This is a genomic window from Pediococcus ethanolidurans (assembly GCF_964062635.1).
GTDB lineage: Bacteria > Bacillota > Bacilli > Lactobacillales > Lactobacillaceae > Pediococcus > Pediococcus ethanolidurans.
The window spans coordinates 1198823-1222500 of the sequence record NZ_OZ061250.1 but is presented as its reverse complement, the minus strand read 5'-3'; the positions used below and the strand labels follow the sequence as shown (position 1 = coordinate 1222500).

19 protein-coding genes and 1 tRNA gene are annotated in these 23678 nt (G+C 38.7%); 3 read left to right on the top strand and 17 right to left on the bottom strand.

The annotated features are described in order from the left end of the window. From AB3219_RS05970 to AB3219_RS05905, 14 genes are all read right to left on the bottom strand, one after another. Nucleotides 1–414: a PTS sugar transporter subunit IIA gene (locus AB3219_RS05970; protein ID WP_216753531.1), complete on the bottom strand. Its 414-nt coding sequence runs from the start codon at nt 412–414 to the stop codon at nt 1–3. A gap of 28 nt (nt 415–442) precedes the next feature. Beyond that, on the bottom strand, nt 443–814 hold the full coding sequence (locus AB3219_RS05965) for a DUF956 family protein (protein ID WP_216753532.1): 372 nt from the start codon (nt 812–814) through the stop codon (nt 443–445). 29 nt (nt 815–843) lie between these two features. Further along, nucleotides 844–1242 carry a DUF956 family protein gene (locus AB3219_RS05960; RefSeq protein ID WP_216753533.1) on the bottom strand — a complete coding sequence of 133 codons (399 nt, stop codon included), beginning with the start codon at nt 1240–1242 and terminating at the stop codon, nt 844–846. 539 nt (nt 1243–1781) lie between these two features. Next, a complete protein-coding gene (locus tag AB3219_RS05955) occupies nt 1782–2696 on the bottom strand; it encodes a PTS system mannose/fructose/sorbose family transporter subunit IID (RefSeq protein ID WP_216753534.1) in 915 nt (304 codons plus the stop codon). Between the two features lie 17 nt (nt 2697–2713). Then, entirely contained in the window at nt 2714–3529 is an 816-nt protein-coding gene (locus tag AB3219_RS05950) for a PTS mannose/fructose/sorbose transporter subunit IIC (protein ID WP_216753535.1), read from the bottom strand. A 32-nt stretch (nt 3530–3561) separates the two neighbouring features. Continuing rightward, entirely contained in the window at nt 3562–4533 is a 972-nt protein-coding gene (locus AB3219_RS05945; RefSeq protein ID WP_057805703.1) for a PTS sugar transporter subunit IIB, read from the bottom strand. Between the two features lie 272 nt (nt 4534–4805). Then, nucleotides 4806–7721: a sigma-54-dependent transcriptional regulator gene (locus AB3219_RS05940; RefSeq protein WP_216753536.1), complete on the bottom strand. Its 2916-nt coding sequence runs from the start codon at nt 7719–7721 to the stop codon at nt 4806–4808. A 288-nt stretch (nt 7722–8009) separates the two neighbouring features. Beyond that, nucleotides 8010–8095: transfer RNA gene (locus AB3219_RS05935), tRNA-Leu, on the bottom strand. Between the two features lie 67 nt (nt 8096–8162). Next, complete coding sequence (locus tag AB3219_RS05930; protein ID WP_057805700.1) at nt 8163–8618, bottom strand: SprT family protein; 456 nt, start codon at nt 8616–8618, stop codon at nt 8163–8165. Then, complete coding sequence (locus AB3219_RS05925; RefSeq protein WP_216753537.1) at nt 8615–10798, bottom strand: Tex family protein; 2184 nt, start codon at nt 10796–10798, stop codon at nt 8615–8617. The genes AB3219_RS05930 and AB3219_RS05925 overlap by 4 nt, the downstream gene beginning before the upstream one ends. Nucleotides 10799–10975: 177 nt before the next feature. After that, nucleotides 10976–11413 (bottom strand): hypothetical protein, encoded by a 438-nt coding sequence (locus AB3219_RS05920; RefSeq protein ID WP_216753538.1) that lies wholly within the window; start codon nt 11411–11413, stop codon nt 10976–10978. A gap of 24 nt (nt 11414–11437) precedes the next feature. Continuing rightward, nucleotides 11438–14101, bottom strand: coding sequence for a cation-translocating P-type ATPase (locus AB3219_RS05915; protein WP_216753539.1), 2664 nt, complete (start codon nt 14099–14101; stop codon nt 11438–11440). Between the two features lie 237 nt (nt 14102–14338). Further along, nucleotides 14339–15160, bottom strand: coding sequence for an ammonia-dependent NAD(+) synthetase (gene nadE / locus AB3219_RS05910; RefSeq protein ID WP_216753540.1), 822 nt, complete (start codon nt 15158–15160; stop codon nt 14339–14341). A gap of 15 nt (nt 15161–15175) precedes the next feature. Next, a complete protein-coding gene (locus tag AB3219_RS05905) occupies nt 15176–16648 on the bottom strand; it encodes a nicotinate phosphoribosyltransferase (protein WP_367369379.1) in 1473 nt (490 codons plus the stop codon). Nucleotides 16649–16763: 115 nt separating this feature from the next. Between AB3219_RS05905 and AB3219_RS05900 the strand changes: the two genes are divergently transcribed. Further along, nucleotides 16764–17492 carry a WecB/TagA/CpsF family glycosyltransferase gene (locus AB3219_RS05900; protein WP_263765885.1) on the top strand — a complete coding sequence of 243 codons (729 nt, stop codon included), beginning with the start codon at nt 16764–16766 and terminating at the stop codon, nt 17490–17492. An 83-nt stretch (nt 17493–17575) separates the two neighbouring features. Here AB3219_RS05900 and AB3219_RS05895 read toward each other — a convergent pair whose 3' ends face one another. From AB3219_RS05895 to proC, 3 genes are all read right to left on the bottom strand, one after another. After that, nucleotides 17576–18277, bottom strand: coding sequence for a GntR family transcriptional regulator (locus tag AB3219_RS05895; RefSeq protein ID WP_367369378.1), 702 nt, complete (start codon nt 18275–18277; stop codon nt 17576–17578). 61 nt (nt 18278–18338) lie between these two features. Further along, nucleotides 18339–19484: an N-acetylglucosamine-6-phosphate deacetylase gene (gene nagA / locus AB3219_RS05890; protein ID WP_057805686.1), complete on the bottom strand. Its 1146-nt coding sequence runs from the start codon at nt 19482–19484 to the stop codon at nt 18339–18341. Nucleotides 19485–19558: 74 nt separating this feature from the next. After that, nucleotides 19559–20350 carry a pyrroline-5-carboxylate reductase gene (gene proC, locus AB3219_RS05885; protein WP_216753543.1) on the bottom strand — a complete coding sequence of 264 codons (792 nt, stop codon included), beginning with the start codon at nt 20348–20350 and terminating at the stop codon, nt 19559–19561. Between the two features lie 200 nt (nt 20351–20550). On the opposite strand from proC, the gene asnB reads away from it, so the two are divergent. Together asnB and dapG are read left to right on the top strand one after the other, a co-directional pair. Next, the gene (gene asnB, locus AB3219_RS05880) at nt 20551–22413 is read left to right on the top strand and encodes an asparagine synthase (glutamine-hydrolyzing) (protein WP_216762608.1); all 1863 of its coding nucleotides are present in this window, start codon (nt 20551–20553) and stop codon (nt 22411–22413) included. Between the two features lie 18 nt (nt 22414–22431). Next, nucleotides 22432–23649 (top strand): aspartate kinase, encoded by a 1218-nt coding sequence (dapG, locus tag AB3219_RS05875; protein ID WP_263794639.1) that lies wholly within the window; start codon nt 22432–22434, stop codon nt 23647–23649. The last annotated feature ends 29 nt before the right edge of the window (nt 23650–23678 follow it).

Here is a 23678-nt window from a genome sequence, read left to right as displayed (position 1 = left end):
CTAGTCGTCTCCTTTGACTTCATCTGGTACCTGCAAATGACGAACCGCAGACTTTGCACTTTGTTCTAACCGAAGCACGGCATCCGTTAAAGTTTGATCGCGTACCACATACGCCTCACCCAACATAGCTAAATTTAATCCTGCAACCAGTGCCATTTGTTCAGAATGTTTAACAACAATTTGAGCTGCCACATTAAATGGTGTTCCACCAAATAAATCAACTAAAAAGATGACTTGGTCATTTTCGTCAAATTTTTTCAATGCAGTTTGATAATCAGCTAATAAGTCCTTAGGATCTTCTTCAGGTTTCAGTGTTACCGAGACCACTTTTTCTTGTTTACCAAAAAGTTCCCAGGATGCTTCCAAGATACTTTCCGAAAATTTACCATGACTCGCCACAATGTACGCAATCATTTTGCTGCTCCTCCTCAAAACCAATTTCTTATTTTTTAGTCAAATCTTCAAAACTATGACGGAGACGATCAAACATATCCTTCTCATAAACTAAATTCTTAGCACCAACGTATGGACGTATCTCTTCAAATATTCTTTTAGAATCTCTTGCAGTAAATACATAGCCAATATGACGTTTCGTGTAAACTGTAAAATGAGTAATATGTCCCTTTCGAATTCCTCGTGTGGCCCCAACATGGTCAATTTCATTCCAAGGTAAAGCGACAAAATAACGATTTTTTTGATTATTAATAAACTCGAATCCCTTATCACCAATTACAATTTTACCCTTTTGAGACGCACCTGCGTCTAGCGTTGCTTTAACTTTTAAATCAATTTTCGTATTTATAGACTCTGTCATTAATTTATAATTCCTCTAAATTGTTTGAATTAACTATGTCGTCCAACCTTTGCTTTAAGCTTTTTTAAAATATTTCGTGAGCCTCGTCTGAGAACTTGGAAAAAGGTTAAAGAACGAACCATATTTTTAGGGTCTACGTAAACTCGAATGGCTCGCAAAGTTTTTTTGGCATCTCTTGCCGCAAAAGTGTAGTGTCCGTTTGACTTCGTAAAGATCGCAAAGCGAGGAATCCACTTGCCCTTAAACATAACTGAGGCTGCCACATAACTAACTTCACTCCATGGAATTTGAACATAATCCTTCACATTGTGATCACTATAAAATTCAAACCCCTTATCACCAATCATAATCTGACCATAACGTCCCAGACCAATGTATGATGTTCCCTTTATTACTAAGTCTACTTTTGTATTGATAGATTCAACCATTTATTTGACTCCATTCTCTCAATAATTACTGCTATTATACGGCGATTTTATCATTTGAGCAAAATTAGTCACCGCTTTTTATTTTCTACTATTATAACTAAAGGTTGAAAGTATCAAAAATTACTTCAATAACTGACGTTAAACAGCCTAGTTCACAAACAGAGTCCTAACTTGCCGTCCTACGGCTCACTTGGTCTGGAACGGGGTGGGCACGATTTGAAGCCAAGAAGAACACTTGTCTTCAAACTCGGCCTTATTCTAAGTAATAAATTACTAAGAATAATTTCACCCCTGAGACCAATCGCCTCCGGACTAAGAATGTTTGATACTTCGTACTATATCGATTCTTGTGGCAAAAATCAGCCGCAATAACTCGCACTACGTTCCAGCCCGAATTTGCTGGAAGACGGCAATTTAATCTGATTTTATTACCATGAACGCTTTTATATCAGTTAACGAGATGTGTTTTTGTAGTTTCAACCTTTAGCTATTAATAAAAAAAGCCCGGGAACTAAATCCCAGACTAATTCCATTTTTTATTACATGATGTTCAAAACATGTAAAATGACACCTGCGGCGAACAAACCAAAGATAATGATAATTGGTGAAACGCCTTTTTTGATTAACCACATACAAAGTAAGGTAACCAACAAACCAGCTAATCCTGGAATTAATTTATCCAAGTTATCTTGAAGTGTTGTCACTTTGAATTTATCCAAAGTACGACCAGCAGCCTGTTGAGTCAAAGCTTCTTTGATTCCAGCAGCGCCCTTTGGAAGTTTATCCCAATCAATGAAAGCACCTGCAGATTGTTTAACTCGTGAAATAACTGGTGTAAATTTAACAACAACCCAACGGTTAATTAAGGATCCTAAGATAAACATACCTAGAATTGTAGCACCTTTAGTAACCTTTTGAAGTAAGCCACCAGATAAATCTTTTGAAATTGCGGCACCAGCTTTGTAGCCGAATTCTTGTGTATACCAAGTAAATGCCATTCGAATAATATTCCAAGCAATAAAGAAGATGATTGGACCCATGATGCTTCCACTCATAGCCAATGAAGCACCTAAAGCACCAAGAATAGGACGAACAGTAAACCAGAACACTGGATCACCAACACCAGCCAAAGGACCCATCATACCAACTTTAACACCTTGGATAGCAATATCATCAACAGGAGCCCCATTAGCACGGTCTTCTTCAAGTGCCATTGTAACACCAAGAATTGGAGAAGCTAAGTAAGGATGGGTATTAAAGAATACCATGTGTCGTTTTAAAGCTGCAGCACGATCTTCTTTTGTTTTGTACAATCTTTTAATAGCTGGAATTAATGAATAAGCCCAACCACCATTTTGCATACGTTCATAGTTCCAAGAACCTTGAAGGAAGGTTGAACGCCACCAAACGGAAACACGATCTCTTTTTGTTAACTTAATTTTTACATCTGCCATTTTTTGCACTCCCTTCCTTAATAGTTATCTATGACATCGCCAAGCGGATCACCAGAGTTGCTGCCACCGCCATCATTGCTTGAACCACTACCACTATTACTTGATAAGGTTAAGTAAATCAAAGCAAGTGAAACTCCGATTGCACCTAAGGCAATCAATGTCAAATCAGTAATTGTTGCCATTACAAAGCCAAGTGCAAAGAATGGCCATACTTCAGCGCTTGCCATCATATTAATAACCATTGCATATCCAACAGCAACAACCATACCACCACCAATGGCAAGACCACCAGTTAACCAAGAAGGCATTGCATCCAATACTGATTTAACGGGACCAGCACCAACTGCTAAGATCAATGCAGCAGGAATGGCAATTCGAATACCTTGTAAACAAATGTCAACCCACTGCCAGAAATCCATCTGGGCAAAGCTACCTGCCGCAGCGGCTCTATCCATAATATGCACAATCATAGTTGAAATGGTACGAACAAGAATTGTAAGTAACAAGCCAGCAACAGCCAAAGGAACGGCAATCGCAATGGCTGAAGAAACTCCAGCTTTACCTTGACCACCTAAAACTAGAATAATTGCAGATGCAACACCGGCTAAGGCAGCATCAGGTGCAACAGCAGCACCAATATTAGCCCAACCTAAAGCGATCATTTGTAAAGTACCACCTAAAATAATGCAAGGAACTAAGTTTCCCGTAACTAAGCCGATTAACGTACATGAGACAACTGGTTGATGAAATTGGAATTCATCCAAAATACCTTCCATACCAGCTAAAAATGCAACGAGAACGACTAAAATCATCTGAATAGCGTTTAAATTCATAACGATTAATCCTCCGTTTTCTTTAAATTAAATTATTTCTGTTTTTGTAACTCGTTCTCAGCTTTTTTGAGAATGTCATCCATATTATCTTTGGCGTCTGTTGGGACTTTACGAACATCAAACGTAACCCCAAGATCTTTTAACTTAGCAAAAGTATCGATATCATCTTGATCAAAAGCCAAAACCTTGTTAGGTTGAACTTTTCCAACTGAATGAGACATAGAACCAATGTTAAGTGTCTTCAATGGAACGCCACCTTCAATAGCTCTAAGGGCATCTTGTGGTGTTTCAAAAAGTAGTAATGCTCGTTGACCACCAAAGTGCTTGTCATCCTTAGCTAACTTAATCATCTGATCAACTGGCACAACATGAGCTTTCACTCCTGATGGTGCAGCCTGTTTAATCATGGTGGTTCGTAACTCATCTTTAGCAACATTGTCAGAAACTACAATGATTCGAGTTGGGTTAACTGCCTTTGTCCAACCGGTTGCAACCTGACCATGTAACAAACGTGAATCGATTCGTGCCAAAACATACTCAAATTTTCCTGGAGCACCTGCATTTGATGGCTTTGCAGAAGCTTGAGGAGCCTTTTCTTTGGGCTGTAACTCTTCTGGACGAACCTTGATACCTTCAACACCTGTCTCGATGATGTGTGCTGCAATATCACGAGCACTATTCATCGACATTCTTGAAGCATATGCCTCAATTAACATTGGTAAATTCAAACCAGCAACGATTGCCCATTTATCTTTGTGAGCTTCAAACAATCCATTCACTTGATTAAATGGTGTTCCACCCCAGAGATCAACTAAGAATAATACCTCATCTTGGTTTTCGAAAGATGCAACTGCATCTTCCAACTTTCCTTTAATATCATCGGGTCCTTCGCTGGGTTTCAATGTAACAGCCTTAACATCCTTTTGATCTCCGAAAATCATCGATCCGGACTGTAAGATCCCATTGGCGAATTCACCGTGACTAGCAATGATAATCCCTACCATTTCTATACCTCCTATTATGATTGTTACAGTAAATAAAAATGTAACGAATAATTTCTTAATACCCTGTAACTAGATTTATCTGTTGACTCAGACGTTGATACGTTAAGTACAAGACCATCATTTTTTGCACTCACTTATATATAAGCAAAAACCGTGCCAAGATACACTGAATGAAAACGCCTACTTTAAGGGCTTTAAAAATAACACACAAAATTGATACATTAAAAGTGTATCAGCTTTGTGTGTTATTTTAATTAATTGGACTAGTACTTTTATTCTATTATTTGATTTGAAGCTAGCTCTTCTTGTTGCTTTTCATCTTTGGTTTGCCAAGTTTCCAATAGTTTGACAATGTAATAAACTTCTTCACGAGGTAAATCAATTCGAATTCGTCTTAAATTACTTTCATTCACAGCCTTTACCGCTGGATACCATTCTGATTTGGTTAATTTTTGTAATTCTTCTTCAGGAGCAGAAATCGCACCATTGGTTACAGTCCGTTCAATTGCACCCGCAATATGCATAATTAGATTAATTTTAAAGGATTCATTAAATTTCTTTTGTGTATCACTTTGCAACTGATCAATGTATTGCCACAGCACATCCGTAATCTTATGTGGATTAATAAAGGTATAGAACCCATCCAAATATTGCCAACAAAGTTCCTTGGTAAGTTTTACATCCTGTTTACCATCAAAGGACTGTAAGGAATCCCGTTCTACTACTTTGTTGATAAAGGCTTCTCCGCCACCTTGTAAAACCTTTTGCAGAGGCATAAACGGCGCTTGAATCTTCGGGTGAGTGACACCAGTTGTGGCGATAATTTGATAATTTGTCTGAATCTTCTTGAGATGATGTTCCATCCCCACTAAAGAAATTGGAATTACCTTAATATCATCAATTAGATTTTCTACTAATAACTGGTCAAGGATATTTTTAATTTTCTTAGCAGTTCCCTCGCCAGTTGAGCAAATAGCCGCAATTGCTTTAGGCCGGGTTGTATTTGGAAGCGGTGTTTCCGAAATTTCATTGTGTTTTTCTTTTTGTTCATTAGAAACATTAATTCGTGAATAGCCATGAAATTCACGCAATTCAGAATAAATTGCTGCAAGATCGGTGTCAATAAACGATGCTTTTCGTGCAGCCTCCAAAACCATTGCGGTGGTGACCATATCAATCACTTTAACTGGAATATGAGTTTCATCGGTAATTTTACTACCAAACGTGCTCAAAGACCCCATATCCACCAAAAGCAACACACCGTTACCTTCATCTGCCCGTTTAACACAGTCAACAATTTCCTTATAGGCCGTTTGTGGTTCCATATCTAAAGGCATATCAAAGGACTGGATAGTATTATCAGACAGTAATTGCGAAACTACCTGTACCATAGAAGTAGCCGTACTACTACCATGAGCAGCCACGACAATTCCCACTTTACCGGAAGTTGGGGCAATTTTTAAAGATACCAATAAGATTGCCAAATAATATCTTTCTGATTCCGGAATTGGAACATTGTAGCGAGCTTCTAGCTGTGTTTTGATTTCTTGGGCAACTTTCATTTCATTAGGATAATCTTCCACCATAGCAACCAAATCCTTACTCATCGTACGCATTGGTTTACCAGATTGAATTCGTTTAATGAAAGAACTTATATGCAAGCTCATCGCATAAAGAAAATTATCTCGAAAACTATAATTAAGTTCTTTTTCAATTTTACTTTGAATTTCCTTAGTAAAATCAATGATATTTTGATTCACGATTTCAGCTAGTTTAGCTTCAGCACGCATATCATCTTCATCGGGTGAAAATGTCTTCAAATGAAGATTAATGTCTGTTTTTATAAAATGATTGATATGTTCTTGATCTAAGCCTTGTTGACGCAATAAAGTCGCTTTATCACCAATAATTTCATATAAGTTGTAAGGCAATTCATAACTATCATTTCGGTTTGTCAGAACGTGGTTATCCGAATCAGGTTGAATTGTCATATATGGTTCTAGTAATTTCGAAATTTCACCAGAATCACGGCGATTAGAAGCTAAATGAACCAGACCATCCTTAATATTCGGTGGCAGATCATCCACCGAAATCATAATTTCACCCTTATTTTCAATATTATTCAAAAATCCACGTGCGCAAACAAGTTGAATGTTAGATTTTAATTGACCCACATTCCCATATGTGACACTGCCCAGCAAAGATTGTACAACGTCTTCTGTTAGCGTAATTTGTTTATGCGTGCGATTGGCCTCAATGCTTAACAAAACTTTCAAAAGTTCAATTCGTTCCTTTGCACTTCGCTTATTAAACGCAGGCAATTGAATAGTAATTGGAATTCGACGGACAAAAGTTTTTAGCAACGAACTTTCTGGATCTTCCGTAGTAGCACAAACTAAACGAACGTTTGCATGATGCACTTTGGACGTTTCACCAAGCTTACTGTATGTTCCATGATCCATGAAATAGAAAATCATTTCTTGACCTTCAGGGGGCAAACGGTGTACTTCATCTAAAAACAGCATGCCGTTATCAGCTTCTTGAATTAGGCCATCTTTATCCTCATTAGCACCTGTAAACGCGCCCTTAACATATCCAAAGAGGTGTGACATTAGGAGTTCTGGGTTATGCGAATAATCCGCACAATTAAACGTAATCAATTCATCCGTTTTTTGGATAAGCTGTTGGTTCTTGGCAAACTGAAACATAGCATTAGCAAAGTAGGTTTTACCAGATCCAGTTGGTCCAATTATTAAAGTGTTCAAACCACGGGGTGGGTACAAAATTGCAGCCTTTGCCTGTTCAATTTGATTGTGCATACTTGAGCTATTTCCGATCATATGTTCAAAGACATCGCTAATCTCCGTTGTGGGCTGCTCGCTATTTAAATTCGTCTCTAAACCACTATGAATACGTCTTTTCCCTGCCATCAAAGGAGAAGAATTGACTTTCTTTTCATGGCCATTTTCTTCGATTAAACGACAATAACGAACCGGACGGCCACTCAATTTACATAGTTTATCCTCTCGAACCAACTGATTTAGTTCTTTACTAACGTTAGAACGAATTAAATCTAACGCATCGGCTACTTCGGCGGTTGTTAAAGCTGCGCCATCGGTTAACTGCGCAACAGTACTTGTTGTGGTTTTTTCAATTACAAATTGGTATATACGATCTTTTCTCTTCATTTACTGTTCCTCAATTTTGATACGCTTCTGATACACTTAATTAATACAGTACAGTTTAACACACTGTTTCAATTAATACAGCGATTTCATTCTTAGTTATTTTTCGATACAATACTTGCTTAATGCCGCTAAATACAGTAATTGTCGATTACATACAAAAAGTAACCGCTCAACAACTAGAATGACCCAAATTTACATTTATTATTCTCTACAGATTTAGAATCTGGTAAAAACGGCGCAAAAAAAGACTGAGAAAATTTAATTTCTCAATCCTTTTCTTTTTTAGGATGCACCCAAGAAGATTCGAACTTCCACCGGGAAAACTCCCGACAAGATCCTTAATCTTGCGCGTCTGCCAATTCCGCCATGGGTGCAAAACTATTACCTAACTATATTAGCAAAAATCGGCAATAGTTACAACCTTTTTCAATAAAATTCATGTTAACTAGCTTGCACAAGCTGCAATCTACCGCCACATTTGCCACATCGATATTTTTTTAAATCAATATGTCGTTGGCGTAAATATTTAAACCCGCATTTCTGACACGTATACATTAAATGTCGCTTGGTTTGCTGTCTTACAGGTCCTGCCGGTGCAAAACGCGATCCATGTACCCGTGCTAACAAAATTTTAAAATCTGAATCTCGGTGTTGATATCCTTGATGCAATAAATGTAAATGATAGTGGCACAATTCATGTTTAATAATGCCAATTAAAGTTGGTAAATCATGTTCCGATAACATTCGCGGATTAATATCAATATTATGCGTTTGTAATTGATAACGACCACCAGTAGTTCGCAACCGCGAGTTAAAAAAAGCGCGGTGTTTAAATTCACGATGAAAATCGTTTCTTGAAATTTGTTCTACTAACGTTTGTAAGTCATTATCTGTCATTGAGCCGCTGTTTCAGTTGGATCTAACATGGTTAACTGAATGCGATGTCGATCTAAATCAACACTTTCAACCCAAACCGTGACAACATCACCAACCGAAACAACTTCACCTGGATTCTTGATAAATTTCTTAGTTAGCTTAGAAACATGCACTAATCCATCCTGTTTAACACCAATATCGACGAAGGCGCCAAAATCCACAACGTTACGCACAGTTCCTTGAAGCTTCATGCCACTCTTTAAATCTTCAAGAGTCAAAACATCACTTCTAAGCAACGGTGCTGGCATTCCATCCCGTAAATCACGCCCTGGTTTCTCTAATCCGGCAATGATATCCTTCAAAGTTTCAACACCAATTTCTAACTCTTGTGCTGTTTCGGTAAGATTCAGTGGTTTAAAAGCCGCTGTTGCTTCAGGGGTACCAATTTGAGCCATCTTTAAACCAGTCTTAGTTAATAGTTTTTTGGCCGCCTTATAGCTTTCAGGATGAATGTCTGTATTATCAAGCACATTTTTTCCTTGCACAATTCGTAAAAAACCAACAGATTGTTCATACGCCTTAGGTCCTAAGCGAGGAACTTTTTTCAATTGATTTCGTGCTTCATAACTACCATTTTCATCCCGCCAGTTCACAATATTTTGTGCCGTGGTTTTTGTTAAACCAGAAATGTGTTCTAGCAACTGAGGGCTAGCCGTATTCAAATTAACTCCAACTTGGTTTACAGCAGTTTCAATTACTGTATCAAGTTGACTGGTCAATTCTTTTTGGGGAACATCATGTTGATATTGGCCCACACCAACAGCCTTAGGATCGATTTTAATTAATTCAGCCAGTGGATCCTGCAAACGACGGCCGATACTAATGGCACTCCGTTCTTCAACATGTAGTTCAGGAAAAGCATCCCGAGCCGCTTTACTAGCAGAATAAACCGACGCACCTGCTTCATTTACAATCACATAGTAAATTTTACGCTCAATCGTTTTTAAAACTGTTGAAACAAATTCTTCAGACTCACGACTGGCAGTTCCGTTGCCAATGGCAATCATTTCAACTTGATAATCTTCTAAAAATTGTTTGAATTCATCAGCTGCCGCTTTTCGTTTGGTCTCTGAAGCTGATTTGTGTGGATAAATAACTTTTTTTGCTAAGAATTTCCCGTTAGGATCCATAATTGCCAACTTGCAACCGGTTCGATAGGCAGGATCAAATCCCAAAACAACTTTTCCTTTGATTGGAGCTTGCATGAGCAGGTGATACAGATTTTCACCAAAAACATTGATTGCTTGTGTATTTGCTTCTTCACTTAGTTCACTACGTAACTCCCGTTCAATTGCAGGACCGATAAAACGTTTATACGCATCTTCATAAGCAGCCTGTAAAATCGCTACTGCTGGTCCCTCATGGCTACCGATGATCCGAAAATGTAAATAACGCATTACGGCATCGTCGTCTACTTGAATTTGGGCTTTTAAAACCCCTTCTTTTTCACCACGATTAATCGCTAAGACACGATGTGACACCATGTTAGCCAATGATTCATCAAAGTCATAATAGAGCTGATAAACACCTTGCTCATCTTTTTGTTTTCCCTTAGCTTTTACTTGTGATTCAAAACGACCATTTTTTCGGGTATAATTACGAATCCAATCTCTGAATCCAGCACTATCACCAAATGCTTCTGCAAGAATTTCATGGGCACCTGCTAGCACGTCTTCAACTGTGGTTACTTTTTTATCAGGATCAATAAATTCATTGGCTTTAGCGGTCAACTCACCTTGTGGAAAGGTCATCAACCAAAATGCAAACGGCTCTAAACCTTGCTCTTTAGCAATTGTGGCTTTCGTTCGGCGTTTTTGTTTGTATGGTAAATATAAATCCTCAACCGTTTGCAGTTTATCAGCAGCTTTAATTTGCTTCTCTAAAGCTGGTGTCAATTTCCCCTGTTCAGAAATTAATTTTAAAACATCATCACGCCGTTTTTCTAAGCTCTCTGCTTTATTATAGCTAGTCTGAATTTCACGAATTTGAACTTCATCTAAGCTTCCCGTTCGTTCTTTTCGATACCGTGCAATAAAGGGTACCGTATCGCCCTCACCTAACAAACTCAATACTGCATGAATCTGTTTTGGCCGCATGTCTGACAGCTGTTGTTCTACAATTTTTACAATTCGATCTTCCAAAAAATTCACTCCAAACTAAACATTAAATCCCAATAACACATAGTTACCAGTATAGCATACGTGATTATTTGTCCGTGGCGAACATCCTTTTTACCACACATATTCTAAAAATATCTCTGTTAATTAATTTCCCCACAAAAAAACTAGGAAAATTTCTTCCTAGTTTTAATTTGTATTTTAACCCATTAACAGGGACATGATTCGATCAAAAGCCTTTGAAACAGCATCCATATCCTTGTCCTGCGCCTGTTCAGCCTTACTAAATTGTTCAGAATCAATCTGACGTTTTTGTTCATCAATACTAGTCAGCATTAATTCACAGTCGGCTGCATACGTTTGATAAGCACTTACCAATTGCTTATGACGTCCCAATATCTGTACTGGCGGTTTAGCTCTTTTCAAAGTTTCTGTATTTTGCTGATACAGATCAACGGCTTTTTTAAAAATCGTGACAATCTCATGCAAATCATGTTCGCTAAAAGATTCAGCACCTTTCAAAGCCAATGTCTTTTTAAAGTCTTGAAAATGAGGATCAACCTCATCGCCCATCTGTTCAGACGATTCCATCACTCGACTGAGTAAATTGGCATAACCTTGTGGATTACTTTTACGCATTTAAAATCTCTCCATTCTTACTGATTAACGAGCTGCGAAACGACGCTGGAACCATTTGACAATCTCGACTAAGATCACAATTGATATAGAAGCGCCACCCACAATTGCCCATTGATGAAGATCAAGATGACTCACATGGAAAATGTCATTTAATCCTGGCACCACAATTGTCGCAGCTAACAGTATAAACGATACCACAATTGACCAATTAAAGAATTTATTTTTCAAAGTTGTGGCACTAAAGATCGAACCGTGAATTGACTTTGAGTTAAATGCATGGAAAAGCTGAATCAGTCCTAAGGTTGCAAATGCCATTGTTAGCGCATCTGCATGGGCTTGAGCATATGAAGCATGTACTGGGAACCAAATTGCAATTCCATAAACGGCTAACGTAATTAGTCCTTCTAATAGTCCCTGATAAACGACGTTACCTGCGACACCACCGGACAAGAAATTGCTTTCCCGACCACGCGGTTTTTGTTTCATCACATTTTTTTCTGCTGGTTCCAGGCCTAAAGCAATGGCTGGAAAAGTATCGGTAACTAAATTAATCCATAAAATGTGAACTGGTGCTAAAATTTGCCAACCCATCATTGTCATGACAAACAAGGTTAAAACTTCACCCAAATTGGCCGATAACAAATACTGAATTGCTTTTTGAATATTGGCAAACACTTTACGTCCCTCTTCAACTGCAACAACAATTGTTGAAAAGTTATCATCTGCCAAGATCATATCACTAGCTCCTTTTGAAACTTCGGTCCCTGTGATTCCCATGGCTACACCAATATCTGCTTGTTTCAGTGAAGGCGCATCATTAACGCCATCTCCTGTCATGGCAACTACTTTACCTTGCTTTTGCCATGCATTCACAATGCGCACTTTGTGTTCTGGAGCAACTCGTGCATAAACTGAATATTGTTTTACCTTTTGGGCAAAAGTCTTATCATCCATCTCATCCAATTCTGTACCAGAGATTACGGCTTGATCGTCGTTTTCACCAATAATTCCTAACCGTTTCGCAATGGCAGACGCAGTATCCCGATGATCGCCCGTAATCATAAGAGGACGAATTCCTGCTTGTTTAGCTTCCACAACTGCTTGTGCAACTTCTGGACGTTCTGGATCAATCATGCCAATCAGCCCGGCAAAAATTAATTCTTGTTCCACAATTTCAGAAGACAATGTTTTAGGAATTTCATCCACAATTTGGTAGGCAAAACCCAATACACGAATTGCTTGGGTGGCCAACTCATGATTTGTTTCCAAAATAAGTTTGCGTTCAGTATCATCCATTGGTTTAACATCATTTTCAATTTCAAACAATGCTGTCCGCTGTAAGAGTTCATCGGGTGCACCTTTAACCGTTTGAATGTATCGGCCATCTGGCAATTGGTTGTACGTTGACATCAATTTTCGTTCAGAATCAAACGGCACCTCTGCCACCCGTTTTTCAGATTGAATTAACTTATTCACGTCTTCGTCCTTATTCAAATTAAATTGAACTAACGCTGTTTCTGTTGGATCACCAATCAAGCCCTCTTTTGTCTGTTTTGTGTCATTGTTCAAAATCATCAACTCAAATAAGTGATTGTATGGATAATCCTTTAATTGCACATTTTGGGCATCGTGTAGTTGATTATTCACAAAAACTTTTTCAACTGTCATCTTATTTTGTGTCAATGTTCCGGTCTTATCAGAGGCAATAATTTGAGTACCACCCAAAGTTTCAACTGCTGGTAATTTACGAATAATGGCGTGTCGTTTTGCCATTCTTTGCGTTCCTAATGCAAGTGTAATTGTCACAATAGCAGGTAATCCTTCTGGAATGGCCGCTACCGCTAAGGAAATGGCCGTCAGTAACATATTAATTAAGCTTTCGTTACCACGAATCATTCCAACCACGAACACAATCGCGGCAATCACTAAAATTAAGCCTGTTAACACTTTACTCAGTTGCGCCAAATTTTGTTGCAGTGGCGTTGTTGTTTCTTCAGCGTTATTAATCATGTTGGCAATTTGGCCAACCTCCGTCCGCATTCCGGTGCCAACAACCACGCCACTACCACGGCCATATGTGACATTACTGTTCATAAATGCCATATTAGTTTGATCACCAATTGGCAATTTTTTATCGTTCAGTATGGCAATTTGTTTTTCCACCGGAACTGATTCACCAGTCAAGGCCGCTTCTTCTACCTTTAAACCAGCAGATTCGATCAAACGCAAATCAGCCGGAATAATATCACCAGCTTCAAGCAAAACAATATCACCAGGGACAACGTCTTCGCTCTTAATGGTTTCGACTTTACCATTCCGTTTAACATGAGCCTGTGGTGCAGAAAGTTCTTTTAAGGCAGCAATGGCTTCTTCTGCCTTGGTTTCTTGAAAAACACCAAAGATAGCATTAAGAACAACCACCAACAAGATGATAATTGCATCCACGCCTTCACCCACAAAGACCGAAATAATTGCGGCTGCAATTAAAACAATAATCATCAAATCTTTAAACTGGGCAATAAACTTTTGCAATAAAGTAGTATTCTTTTTTGTTTCCAACTGATTAGGCCCATGTTTGGTTAAGCTTTCTTGAACCTGGGCATCCGTTAACCCTTCAGGAGAGCTGCCTTGGGCTTTCAGCACATCTTCCACGCTTTGGTTATAATACTTTACTTTTGTAGCTTTCATGTGTTCCTCCTTATTATTCTGACATGTAAGAGTTCTTTAAAAAAAGAGACTCGTGCATGTCCACACTAAAATGCGAACATCCACGAGTCTCACTTTTTCAGACAATACCAGATTTCTTCTTGTTGACGACATTGCCGCAGAAATAACTGCTAGTTACTCCCTCATGTTTGATTATTAATTTATTATAACTATAAGTAAACCTAATAGCAAGTACTTTTATTTTTAATTTATCAACTGTTAAAATTGATCGTAAACCGTATAAGGTAAATGACGCTTATGGGCCGTCTTTTTATACCAGTTTTCAATTTTTTCAGCGGCCTGCGGATCAATTTCGTGACCCTCTAAGTAATTATCAATGTCATCGTAGGTCACACCCAAAGCAACCTCATCTGGCAATGCCGGTCGATTATCTTCCAAATCAGCTGTAGGTACCTTTTCATATAAATGTTTAGGTGCATTTAATTTTGCCAAAAGTGCCTTACCTTGCCGTTTATCTAACCGCCAAATTGGCGTTACGTCGGCCCCACCATCACCAAACTTAGTATAAAAGCCAGTGACTGACTCTGCCGCGTGATCCGTTCCCAAGACAATGCCACTATTGGCACCCGCAATGCCATATTGCGCAATCATTCGTTCACGAGCCTTGATATTGCCTTTGTTAAAGTCACTAATGTTTAAATCATTAGCTTCAAGTGCCTGTACCATGGCATCTGCGGCCGGTTTAATATCAACTCGTTTTACCTGATCAGCCTGCATATATTCAATTGCAGCCATGGCATCTGATTCATCAGCCTGCACGCCATATGGCAAACGAACGGCGATAAATTGGTATGATTGGTCGCCAGTTTCTTCACGCATCTCGGTAATTGCCATCTGAGCTAATTTTCCAGTCAACGTAGAATCCTGTCCACCAGAAATCCCTAAAACTAAACTTTTAATGAAGCTATTTTTCTTTAAATAAGCTTTTAAAAAATCTACACTTCGTCGAATTTCAGTTTCTGGGTCAATTTGTGGGGCAACTTTTAAATCCGCAATAATTTTTTGTTGTAGCTCTCGCATCTCTGCTCATCTCTCTTATTCCTTAAATTTTAACGAACTCACATACTTTCGAACACCATTAATGCTGTTCATTTTATGAACATAACATTTTTCAGATAAATCAACCGGATAATCTTGTGGATTTAAATCACGTTTATATTCATCCCACAACGAATCAAGCATTTCTCGCGAGTAAGCCTTAACTTCTTTAAGTTCTGGTAATTTATAAATAAGTTCACCATTTTTAAAGATATCATGTAACAATGGTCGCGCGTTGAAATCACTGACCGTTTTATTAATGTACGTATAGTTTGGATGAAACATGTAAATAGAAGGTTGCTTTTGTGGATCTTCATCCCACAAGGTAACATAATCTCCTTCTGATTTACCATCAGCATTCTTAGAAATTCGCCAGACTTGTTTCTTGCCGGGAGTTGAAACTTTTTCAACATTGTTGGAAAGTTTGATGGTATCAACCATTTTGCCATCTTCGCCTTCAATTGAAACCATCTTATAAACCGCACCCAAGGCTGGCTGGTCATAGGCCGTAATCAATTTAGTGCCCACGCCCCAAACATCAATTTTGGCTCCTTGCATTTTTAAGTTTTGAATTGTTTTTTCATCTAAATCGTTAGAAGCATAAACTTTTGCATTTGGGAATCCAGCTTCATCCAATTGTTCACGAACTCGTTTAGATAAGTAGGCCATGTCACCACTATCAATTCGAACTCCCAAGAAGTTGTTCTTGTCACCCATCTCTTTGGCCACGCGAATAGCATTAGGGACACCGCTCTTAAGCGTATCGTACGTATCTACCAAAAAGACACAATCATGGTGCGTTTGCGCATAAGCTTTAAAAGCATCATAATCATTTCGATAGTATTGGACCAATGCATGCGCATGTGTGCCACTAATTGGAATTCCAAAAATCTTGCCTGCGCGGACATTACTTGTTGCGTCGAAACCACCAATGTATGCTGCACGGGTTCCCCAGATTGCGGCATCCATTTCCTGAGCACGCCGGGTACCAAATTCTAGTAAAGCATCATTGCCGACCACTGATTTAATTCGTGAAGCTTTAGTGGCAATTAAAGTTTGATAGTTCACAACATTTAAAATAGCTGTTTCCACCAATTGACAATCTGCTAAGGGGCCTTCAACCTGCATAATGGGTTCACCGTTAAATACTAAGTCACCCTCAACAGCAGAACGAATTGTGCCAGAAAATTTGAAATTACGTAAATATTCCAAAAAGTCATCTGGATAATTTTCTGATTCTTTCAAATAAGCCAGATCTGAGTCGGTAAAATGTAATTGTTGAACATACTTCACAACTCGTTCCAATCCAGCAAAAATTGCGTAACCATTTTTAAATGGCATATCTCGAAAGAAAACTTCAAAAACCGCATTCTTATTGTAAATTCCATGTTCCCAATAAGTTTGAATCATGTTAATTTGATAAGCATCCGTATGTAACGTTAAACTGTCATCCGGATATTTTTTAGTCATGACGAGTGTACTCCTCAGTTAGTTAGTGTTTTAATAATATTAACAATAGTTGCACCTATTTTATCATTTTTTCCGTGGTGCGTCATTTTCCATAATCGAAAGGATTGATTTTACTATGAACGACCCGTTTTCTAGCGTGAAAATTATGGGCATTCCGTTTGCCAATACAACTCGCAAGCAGTTCGTCGAACAACTTCAGACACGTGTTAAGAATCACCAAAATACTTTTGTTGTAACTGCTAATCCTGAAATTGTCATGTACGCTAGAACTGATAACTCATATCGCGAAACCATTCTCAAAGCCGACTATATTTCTCCTGATGGCATTGGTATTATCAAGGCCGCTAATTCATTAAAAACACCGTTATCAGAACGAATAGCCGGTTATGATATTTTTACAGAATTAGTTGAATGGGCGAACAAAACTCACCAAAAAGTCTATTTTTTAGGTGCCAAGCCAGCGGTCATCAGTGCTTTGAAGTCCAAATTAAGTACTAGTTTTCCTAACATTCAACTTGTTGGTGCCCATGATGGCTACTTTAAAGATGAGGCCGTAATTGCAGCTGATATTGAACATCAGCAACCAGATATTGTGTTTGTTGCCACTGGTTTTCCTAGACAGGAAAAATTTATTGCGCAGCACCGCCATCTCTCAAATGGTGTATGGATGGGTGTGGGTGGTAGTTTTGATGTTTTTGTGGGTAATGTGAAACGCGCGCCAAAATTTTGGCAAACTCATCATCTAGAATGGTTTTACCGTTTATTGACAGATCCGAGGCGCTTGAGACGGCAAATGATCATTCCTCAATTCATGTGGGAAATTCATAAACTCAAAAATAAATAAAAATTGTTTCAAAAAAATAGTTTGCCCTTTTCATTTTAAAAATTGACAAACTATTTTTATATAGGCACTTATTTTCTTCTGGTTTACCGATTTAAGTAAAATTCAAATCGTTCACCCACATATTGTGTCCGAACATACTCGAAAGGTTGTCCATCCTGCAGATACGAAACCTGACGCAACCGCAAGATCGCTTCACCCCGTTTTACAGATAGATATTCCGCGATTTTTTCAGAAGCCAACATTGCTGAAACTGTTTGTGTCGCTTTTCCGGGTACCAAACCAGCCTTTTTTTCTAATGTTCCATAAAGGGAGCTCGTTACCTCAGCCTTACTGAAATCTTTAACCAATTTTTCGGGTACCGTGGTAGTTTCAAAACAAATGGGCACATTGTCGGCATAGCGGATCCGTTCCATTCGTAAGACTAATTCGCCATCACCCAAATGTAACTTTTCACTTTCACTCATAGAAGGTTGCCCAGCATGATACGAAATGGTTTTGCTAGAAGGTTTTTTCCCTTGTGCAATCATCAGCTCAGTAAAACTTGTCACACCTGACATTTTTTCTTGAACTTTTTGATTAGCTACAAAGGTCCCTGAACCAACGCGCCGCTCTAAAATACCCTCATCAACTAATGTTTGAATCGCCTGCCTAAGTGTCATTCGACTCACATTAAATTGCTCGGCTAATTCTCGTTCTGCTGGAATACGGTCACCAATTGCCCACTTACCAGCCTCGATTGATTTTTTTATTTCATTGTGGATTTGAATATAAATGGGGGATCCCATAATTCCACCTCCTATAAGGACTCTAATGTGTTAATTATCATTAAAATGATCGCTACAAAAATTAGTCTTTTGAATTTGAGAATTCACGACCATAGCTGTAAGTTGCCAACTTGTTCAAATTGTCATCAAACAAGTTTAAATCGGCATCCTTACCTACTTCAAGGGTTCCTTTACTATCAAGACCAAATTCAGTTGCTTGGTTAACAGAACTCATTTGAACAGCCTCTTCTATTCCGCATCCCATGAACTTCATGGCGTTTTTAAAGGCATCTGTATATTCCAAAACAGAACCAGCTAAAGTACCGTCAGCTAGTCGAGCTTGCTTGTCTTTAACGTAAACTTTTTGACCACCAAGTTCGCTTTCGCCTTCTGGCATCCCTTTAGAACGCATTGAATCTGTAACCAATTCAATTCTTTCTGGACCTTTAACTTCATAAGCAAGGCGTAACATATCTGGCACAATATGGAAACCATCGCAAATTAATTCTGCATAAATATTATCTTCCAACATAACATGACCAGTAACTCCTGGTTCACGGTGCTTCCATTCGCGTTGAGCATTGTATAAATGAGTACCGTGGCTAACTTTACTGTTTAATAAATCAGCACGTTTCGCATTACTATGACCAACCGATGGCACGATGCCATGAGCTAAACAGTATGCTTCAAACTCGTCTGCACCTTTGTCTTCAGGAGCCATGGTAATTAATTTGACCAATCCGTTAGCTGATTTGTTCCATTGCTCTAACAAATGCACATCTGGATCTTTGATATATTGTTCAGGTTGAGCGCCTTTAAAGGTAGCTGAGATAAATGGACCCTCCAAATGAACACCCTTGATTACTGGGTTAACTGCAGCAGCCTTGGCAACTCCCTTCATCGCATGATCAATGTTTTCATTTGATTGGGTCATTGTGGTACAGAAGTAAGTTGTAATTCCTTCTGTACGTGTCATTTTAGTGACCATCTCATTAATCTGATCAGCGTCACCATCCATGGCATCAAATCCGTATCCACCATGACTATGAACATCAATGAATCCTGGTGTAATGATTGTTTCTGCTGCAAAATGAATGTCATCATCTGGCAATGGACGGAACTCACTCATTGGACCAACAGCCTCAATTTGTTTGTTAAAACGAATGAAGCCATCATCAATTTTTTCTAATCCAGTATAAATTGTGGCGTGTTTCAATACAGTACTCATTATCTAAAAATCCCCCTCAGTTTTTGTTTAAGTTCATTATAATCGGTATAGACCACAACTGCAAGTGGAATCTGTCATTCTCCTTTTTCTTTCGCAATTGTCGCGTCAATGCCCTTAACAACCGATGTCATAAACCCGGCCTCTTCCATGGCTAAGAAACCGGCTACCGTCGTACCACCTGGAGAAGAGACCTTATCGATCAATGCTGCTGGATTCTCATCCGCTTCAATTACCATCTTGGCACTGCCGTTCACAACTTGAGCCGCAATTTTGGTTGCATTTGACTTGGTTAGCCCATATTTAACGCCTGCTCTAGACAAGGCATCAATGAAAAAGTAGGCGTATGCGGGCGCACTACCGGCAATTGCTCCAAAAACTGTAAAATCTTTTTCTGAAATAGCCATCACTTGACCAACCAGCTCGAAAAGCTTTTTACCATTATTAAACGGTGAATTTGTTAGTTCACCACTGGCAGCCAACGCCGTCATTCCTTCACCAATTTCAACATTCACATTTGGCATAACGCGCATGACTGGCCAATTGCCAATAATGGCTTGCATCTGAGCCACACTTAGTCCAGAAACTACTGAAGCCAGTAATTTTCCATCACTATTCAGTTCTAGCTTAATATCACTTAATACTTGTTTAGCAATGTCAGGTTTGACAGCTAACACAATGACATCTGCATTTTTGGCCACAGCTTGATTACTGTCTTCCAAAGTCAACTTGTTTTGCGCTGCAAATTCCTCGTAATGGTTTAGATGACCACTGTGAACCAAAATGTCAGTACTTCCAAAATTTGCTTTAAGCATGCCAGTAATGATGGTTCGAGCCATATTGCCAACCCCAATAAATCCAACTTTCATTTTTATACACTCACTTTCACTTTTAATACCTTTATTTTATCATTATTTCGATTTATTATTTGTTTTCGTTGTATAACTTATTATTTATCGCTAAAATCAAATTAACCACTGATTTGTGGTGTTTTTTAAAGTTAATTTAATCTGACTCATTTATAGTCAAAAACAGAAAGTTAGATAAAACGAAAAGAGGAGATGGACGTATGTGTGGATTCGCAGGATGTTTGAACGACATATCAAAGATTGACGGTCAAACTGAAAACAATACGGTTCATGAAATGACAAACATGTTGGTTCACCGAGGACCAGACGATAGTGGCTACTTCGAAGATGACCACATCACTATGGGATTTCGTCGGTTAAGTATCATTGATTTGGATGGCGGTCATCAACCATTATCTTATGATAACGAACGTTATTGGTTAACTTTTAATGGTGAAATTTATAACTTTGTTGAATTGCGTAACGATTTGATTAAAGAAGGTTACACCTTCAAAACAGAATCAGATTCAGAAGTTATTTTAGCTTTATATGCCAAGTATCATGCGGATGTTACCAAGTACTTACGTGGGATGTTTGCCTTTGTCATTTGGGATAAGAAGGAACAAACATTTTTTGCAGCTCGTGATCAATTTGGGATCAAGCCATTTTACTACGCCATCCAAAATGATCAGTTGTTCTACGCTTCAGAAAGTAAAGCCATTTACAAAATCCTAGCGCACAAAACTCTGGATCAAGATGCCTTGCAAGATTACATGACCTTTCAGTTTGTTCCAGAACCGGAAACGTTAACTAAAGAAATTAAAATTCTATCTCCTGGTTGTACATTAACTAAACAAATTGGCAAAACACCATTGATTAATCGCTATTATCATCGTGAATTTCATCCCACAAACGAATCTGAAGCAGTTTACACCAAAAAAATTCGTGAGGTTTTACAAGATTCTGTCAAGATGCATATGCGCTCTGACGTCCCCGTTGGTTCATTCTTATCGGGCGGAATTGATTCGTCAATCATCGTCGCAATGGCCAAGAACTTAAACCCCCATCTAGAAACAATTTCAGTCGGGTTTGAACGTGAAGGCTACAGCGAATTAGATGTCGCCCAAGAAACAGCTGATAAATTAGGGGTTAAAAATTACAGCAGCTTGATTACACCGGAAGCATTTATGGAGGCTTTTCCTAAGTTTGTTTGGAGTATGGACGATCCATTAGCTGATCCGGCCGCTGTGCCACAATATTTCCTAGCTAAAGAGGCGGTCAAACACGTTAAGGTTGCACTTACTGGTGAAGGTGCGGATGAATTATTCGGTGGTTACACCATTTATCATGAACCTGAATCACTAAAACTCTTTAATTATACTCGGCCAATAAATGGCGCTTTGAACTACATTGCTCAATTAATTCCTAAGGGTGTTAAAGGACGATCCTTTCTTTTACGAGGAACCGTCCCAATGGAGAAACGATATGTAGGAAATGCCTTCATCTTTAACGAAAAAGAAAAACGTGCTTTCTTTAAAAATTACAACACTAATCATCCTTTTCAAAAAATTACCAAGCCCTTTTACGATGAATCTGCACAATACGACCCGATTACAAGAATGCAGTTTATTGATATGCACACTTGGCTAAATGGTGATCTATTACACAATGCGGATCGCACAACCATGGCACACAGTTTGGAGTTACGAATTCCCTTTGTTGATCGTGAAGTTTTCAAAGTTGCTGCTAGTATTCCTGCCGATTTGCGCATTAGCCATGGCACAACGAAATATATTTTACGCAAAGCTGTTGAAGGAATTGTGCCCGACCATGTTCTACATCGTAAAAAACTTGGTTTCCCAGTTCCTATTCGTTTTTGGCTTAAAAATGAAATGTATGACTGGGCACGCACGATTATTCAGGAATCTCAAACTGAACAATATTTTGATAAAAATTACTTTTTAAAACTATTAGATGATCATCGAGATGGTGTTGCTGACAATTCTCGAAAATTGTGGACAATCCTTACCTTTATGATGTGGCACAAAATTTATGTTGAAGAATTCGAACCAAAGAAACAGTAGAGAGCTGGTATAGACTAAATGGAAATTGTTATTCAAAAATTCGGTGGCACTTCTGTCAAGGATTCAACCGCCAGAAAACAGGCACTAGTTCATGTCAAATATGCAATTGAACAGGGTAAAAAAGTTGTGGTTGTGGTCTCGGCCTTTCGTGAACCCGGTGCATCCTATACAACGGATGGTCTTTTAAATCTGGTTCATAATGATCAGTCCAAACTATCCACTCGTGAACTTGATATGTTAGTTTCTGTTGGTGAAATCGTATCCGCCACTGTATTTACAGAAGAAACTCGTGAGGCCGGGTTAAATGCAATCGCATTGACTGGCCGTGAAGCTGGCATTGTTACCGATGATGAATTTCAAAATACCAAAATATTAAATGTTGATCCTACTCCCATTAAAAAAGCTTTCAAAACTGTTGACGTCGTTGTAGTTGCCGGGTTTCAAGGTGCAACAAAAGATGGCGAAATCACCACTATTGGTCGCGGAGGCTCCGATGTTTCCGCAGCGATCCTTGGCATGGCGCTAAAAGCAAAGCAAGTCGATATTTTTACCGATGTTGCGGGTATTATGACCGCCGACCCTCAGCTAGTAAAAAAAGCCCGTTGCATTAAAACCATTAGTTATGACGAACTTGCAAATTTGGCTCATAACGGTGCGCGCGTTATTCATCCCCGTGCAGTAGAAATTGCAAAACAGGCAAATCTATCAATGCGAATTCGTGCAACCTATCAACAACCTGAGGATTTAGGAACGTTAGTTGGTGAAGAAACACCTACGATTTCACATTACCGTACGGTGACTGGTCTTACTAGTCAAACGGATTTAACTCAGTTTTCTGTTACGACAACCGTTTTAACTTCAGGACAAATTTTTCAGCTTATGGCTACTCAAAAGCTAAGCATTGATTTTATTAATATCACTCCCAATTCGGTAGTCTTTAACCTACCGCAGAGTTGCACAGAACTTGCTGAAAAAATTTTAACCAATGCTGGAGCCAAATATCAAACTGTTTCAAATTGTGCAAAAGTAGCAATTGTTGGAGCTGGAATTACCGGTACACCCGGAATCACGGCCCGAATTGTGAATGCTTTAGCTAAACGACACATTGATATTTTACAGTCTGCTGATAGTTATACGACCATTTGGATTCTGATTAAAAAGACTGATTTAACGGCCGCTTTAAATGGTCTTCATGATGAATTTTTACGAAATCATCAATTCACGGTCGCACAATAAATAGACAAGCAAGTGCAGAAATAAAAGGA

Excerpts from the sequence above, each read along its gene's own strand:
- AB3219_RS05970 (WP_216753531.1), bottom strand. The coding sequence starts at position 414 with ATGATTGCGTACATTGTGGCGAGTCATGGTAAATTTTCGGAAAGTATC.
- AB3219_RS05965 (WP_216753532.1), bottom strand. The coding sequence starts at position 814 with ATGACAGAGTCTATAAATACGAAAATTGATTTAAAAGTTAAAGCAACG.
- AB3219_RS05960 (WP_216753533.1), bottom strand. The coding sequence starts at position 1,242 with ATGGTTGAATCTATCAATACAAAAGTAGACTTAGTAATAAAGGGAACA.
- AB3219_RS05955 (WP_216753534.1), bottom strand. The coding sequence starts at position 2,696 with ATGGCAGATGTAAAAATTAAGTTAACAAAAAGAGATCGTGTTTCCGTT.
- AB3219_RS05950 (WP_216753535.1), bottom strand. The coding sequence starts at position 3,529 with ATGAATTTAAACGCTATTCAGATGATTTTAGTCGTTCTCGTTGCATTT.
- AB3219_RS05945 (WP_057805703.1), bottom strand. The coding sequence starts at position 4,533 with ATGGTAGGGATTATCATTGCTAGTCACGGTGAATTCGCCAATGGGATC.
- AB3219_RS05940 (WP_216753536.1), bottom strand. The coding sequence starts at position 7,721 with ATGAAGAGAAAAGATCGTATATACCAATTTGTAATTGAAAAAACCACA.
- AB3219_RS05930 (WP_057805700.1), bottom strand. The coding sequence starts at position 8,618 with ATGACAGATAATGACTTACAAACGTTAGTAGAACAAATTTCAAGAAAC.
- AB3219_RS05920 (WP_216753538.1), bottom strand. The coding sequence starts at position 11,413 with ATGCGTAAAAGTAATCCACAAGGTTATGCCAATTTACTCAGTCGAGTG.
- AB3219_RS05915 (WP_216753539.1), bottom strand. The coding sequence starts at position 14,101 with ATGAAAGCTACAAAAGTAAAGTATTATAACCAAAGCGTGGAAGATGTG.
- nadE (WP_216753540.1), bottom strand. The coding sequence starts at position 15,160 with ATGCGAGAGCTACAACAAAAAATTATTGCGGATTTAAAAGTTGCCCCA.
- AB3219_RS05905 (WP_367369379.1), bottom strand. The coding sequence starts at position 16,648 with ATGACTAAAAAATATCCGGATGACAGTTTAACGTTACATACGGATGCT.
- AB3219_RS05900 (WP_263765885.1), top strand. The coding sequence starts at position 16,764 with ATGAACGACCCGTTTTCTAGCGTGAAAATTATGGGCATTCCGTTTGCC.
- AB3219_RS05895 (WP_367369378.1), bottom strand. The coding sequence starts at position 18,277 with ATGGGATCCCCCATTTATATTCAAATCCACAATGAAATAAAAAAATCA.
- nagA (WP_057805686.1), bottom strand. The coding sequence starts at position 19,484 with ATGAGTACTGTATTGAAACACGCCACAATTTATACTGGATTAGAAAAA.
- proC (WP_216753543.1), bottom strand. The coding sequence starts at position 20,350 with ATGAAAGTTGGATTTATTGGGGTTGGCAATATGGCTCGAACCATCATT.
- asnB (WP_216762608.1), top strand. The coding sequence starts at position 20,551 with ATGTGTGGATTCGCAGGATGTTTGAACGACATATCAAAGATTGACGGT.
- dapG (WP_263794639.1), top strand. The coding sequence starts at position 22,432 with ATGGAAATTGTTATTCAAAAATTCGGTGGCACTTCTGTCAAGGATTCA.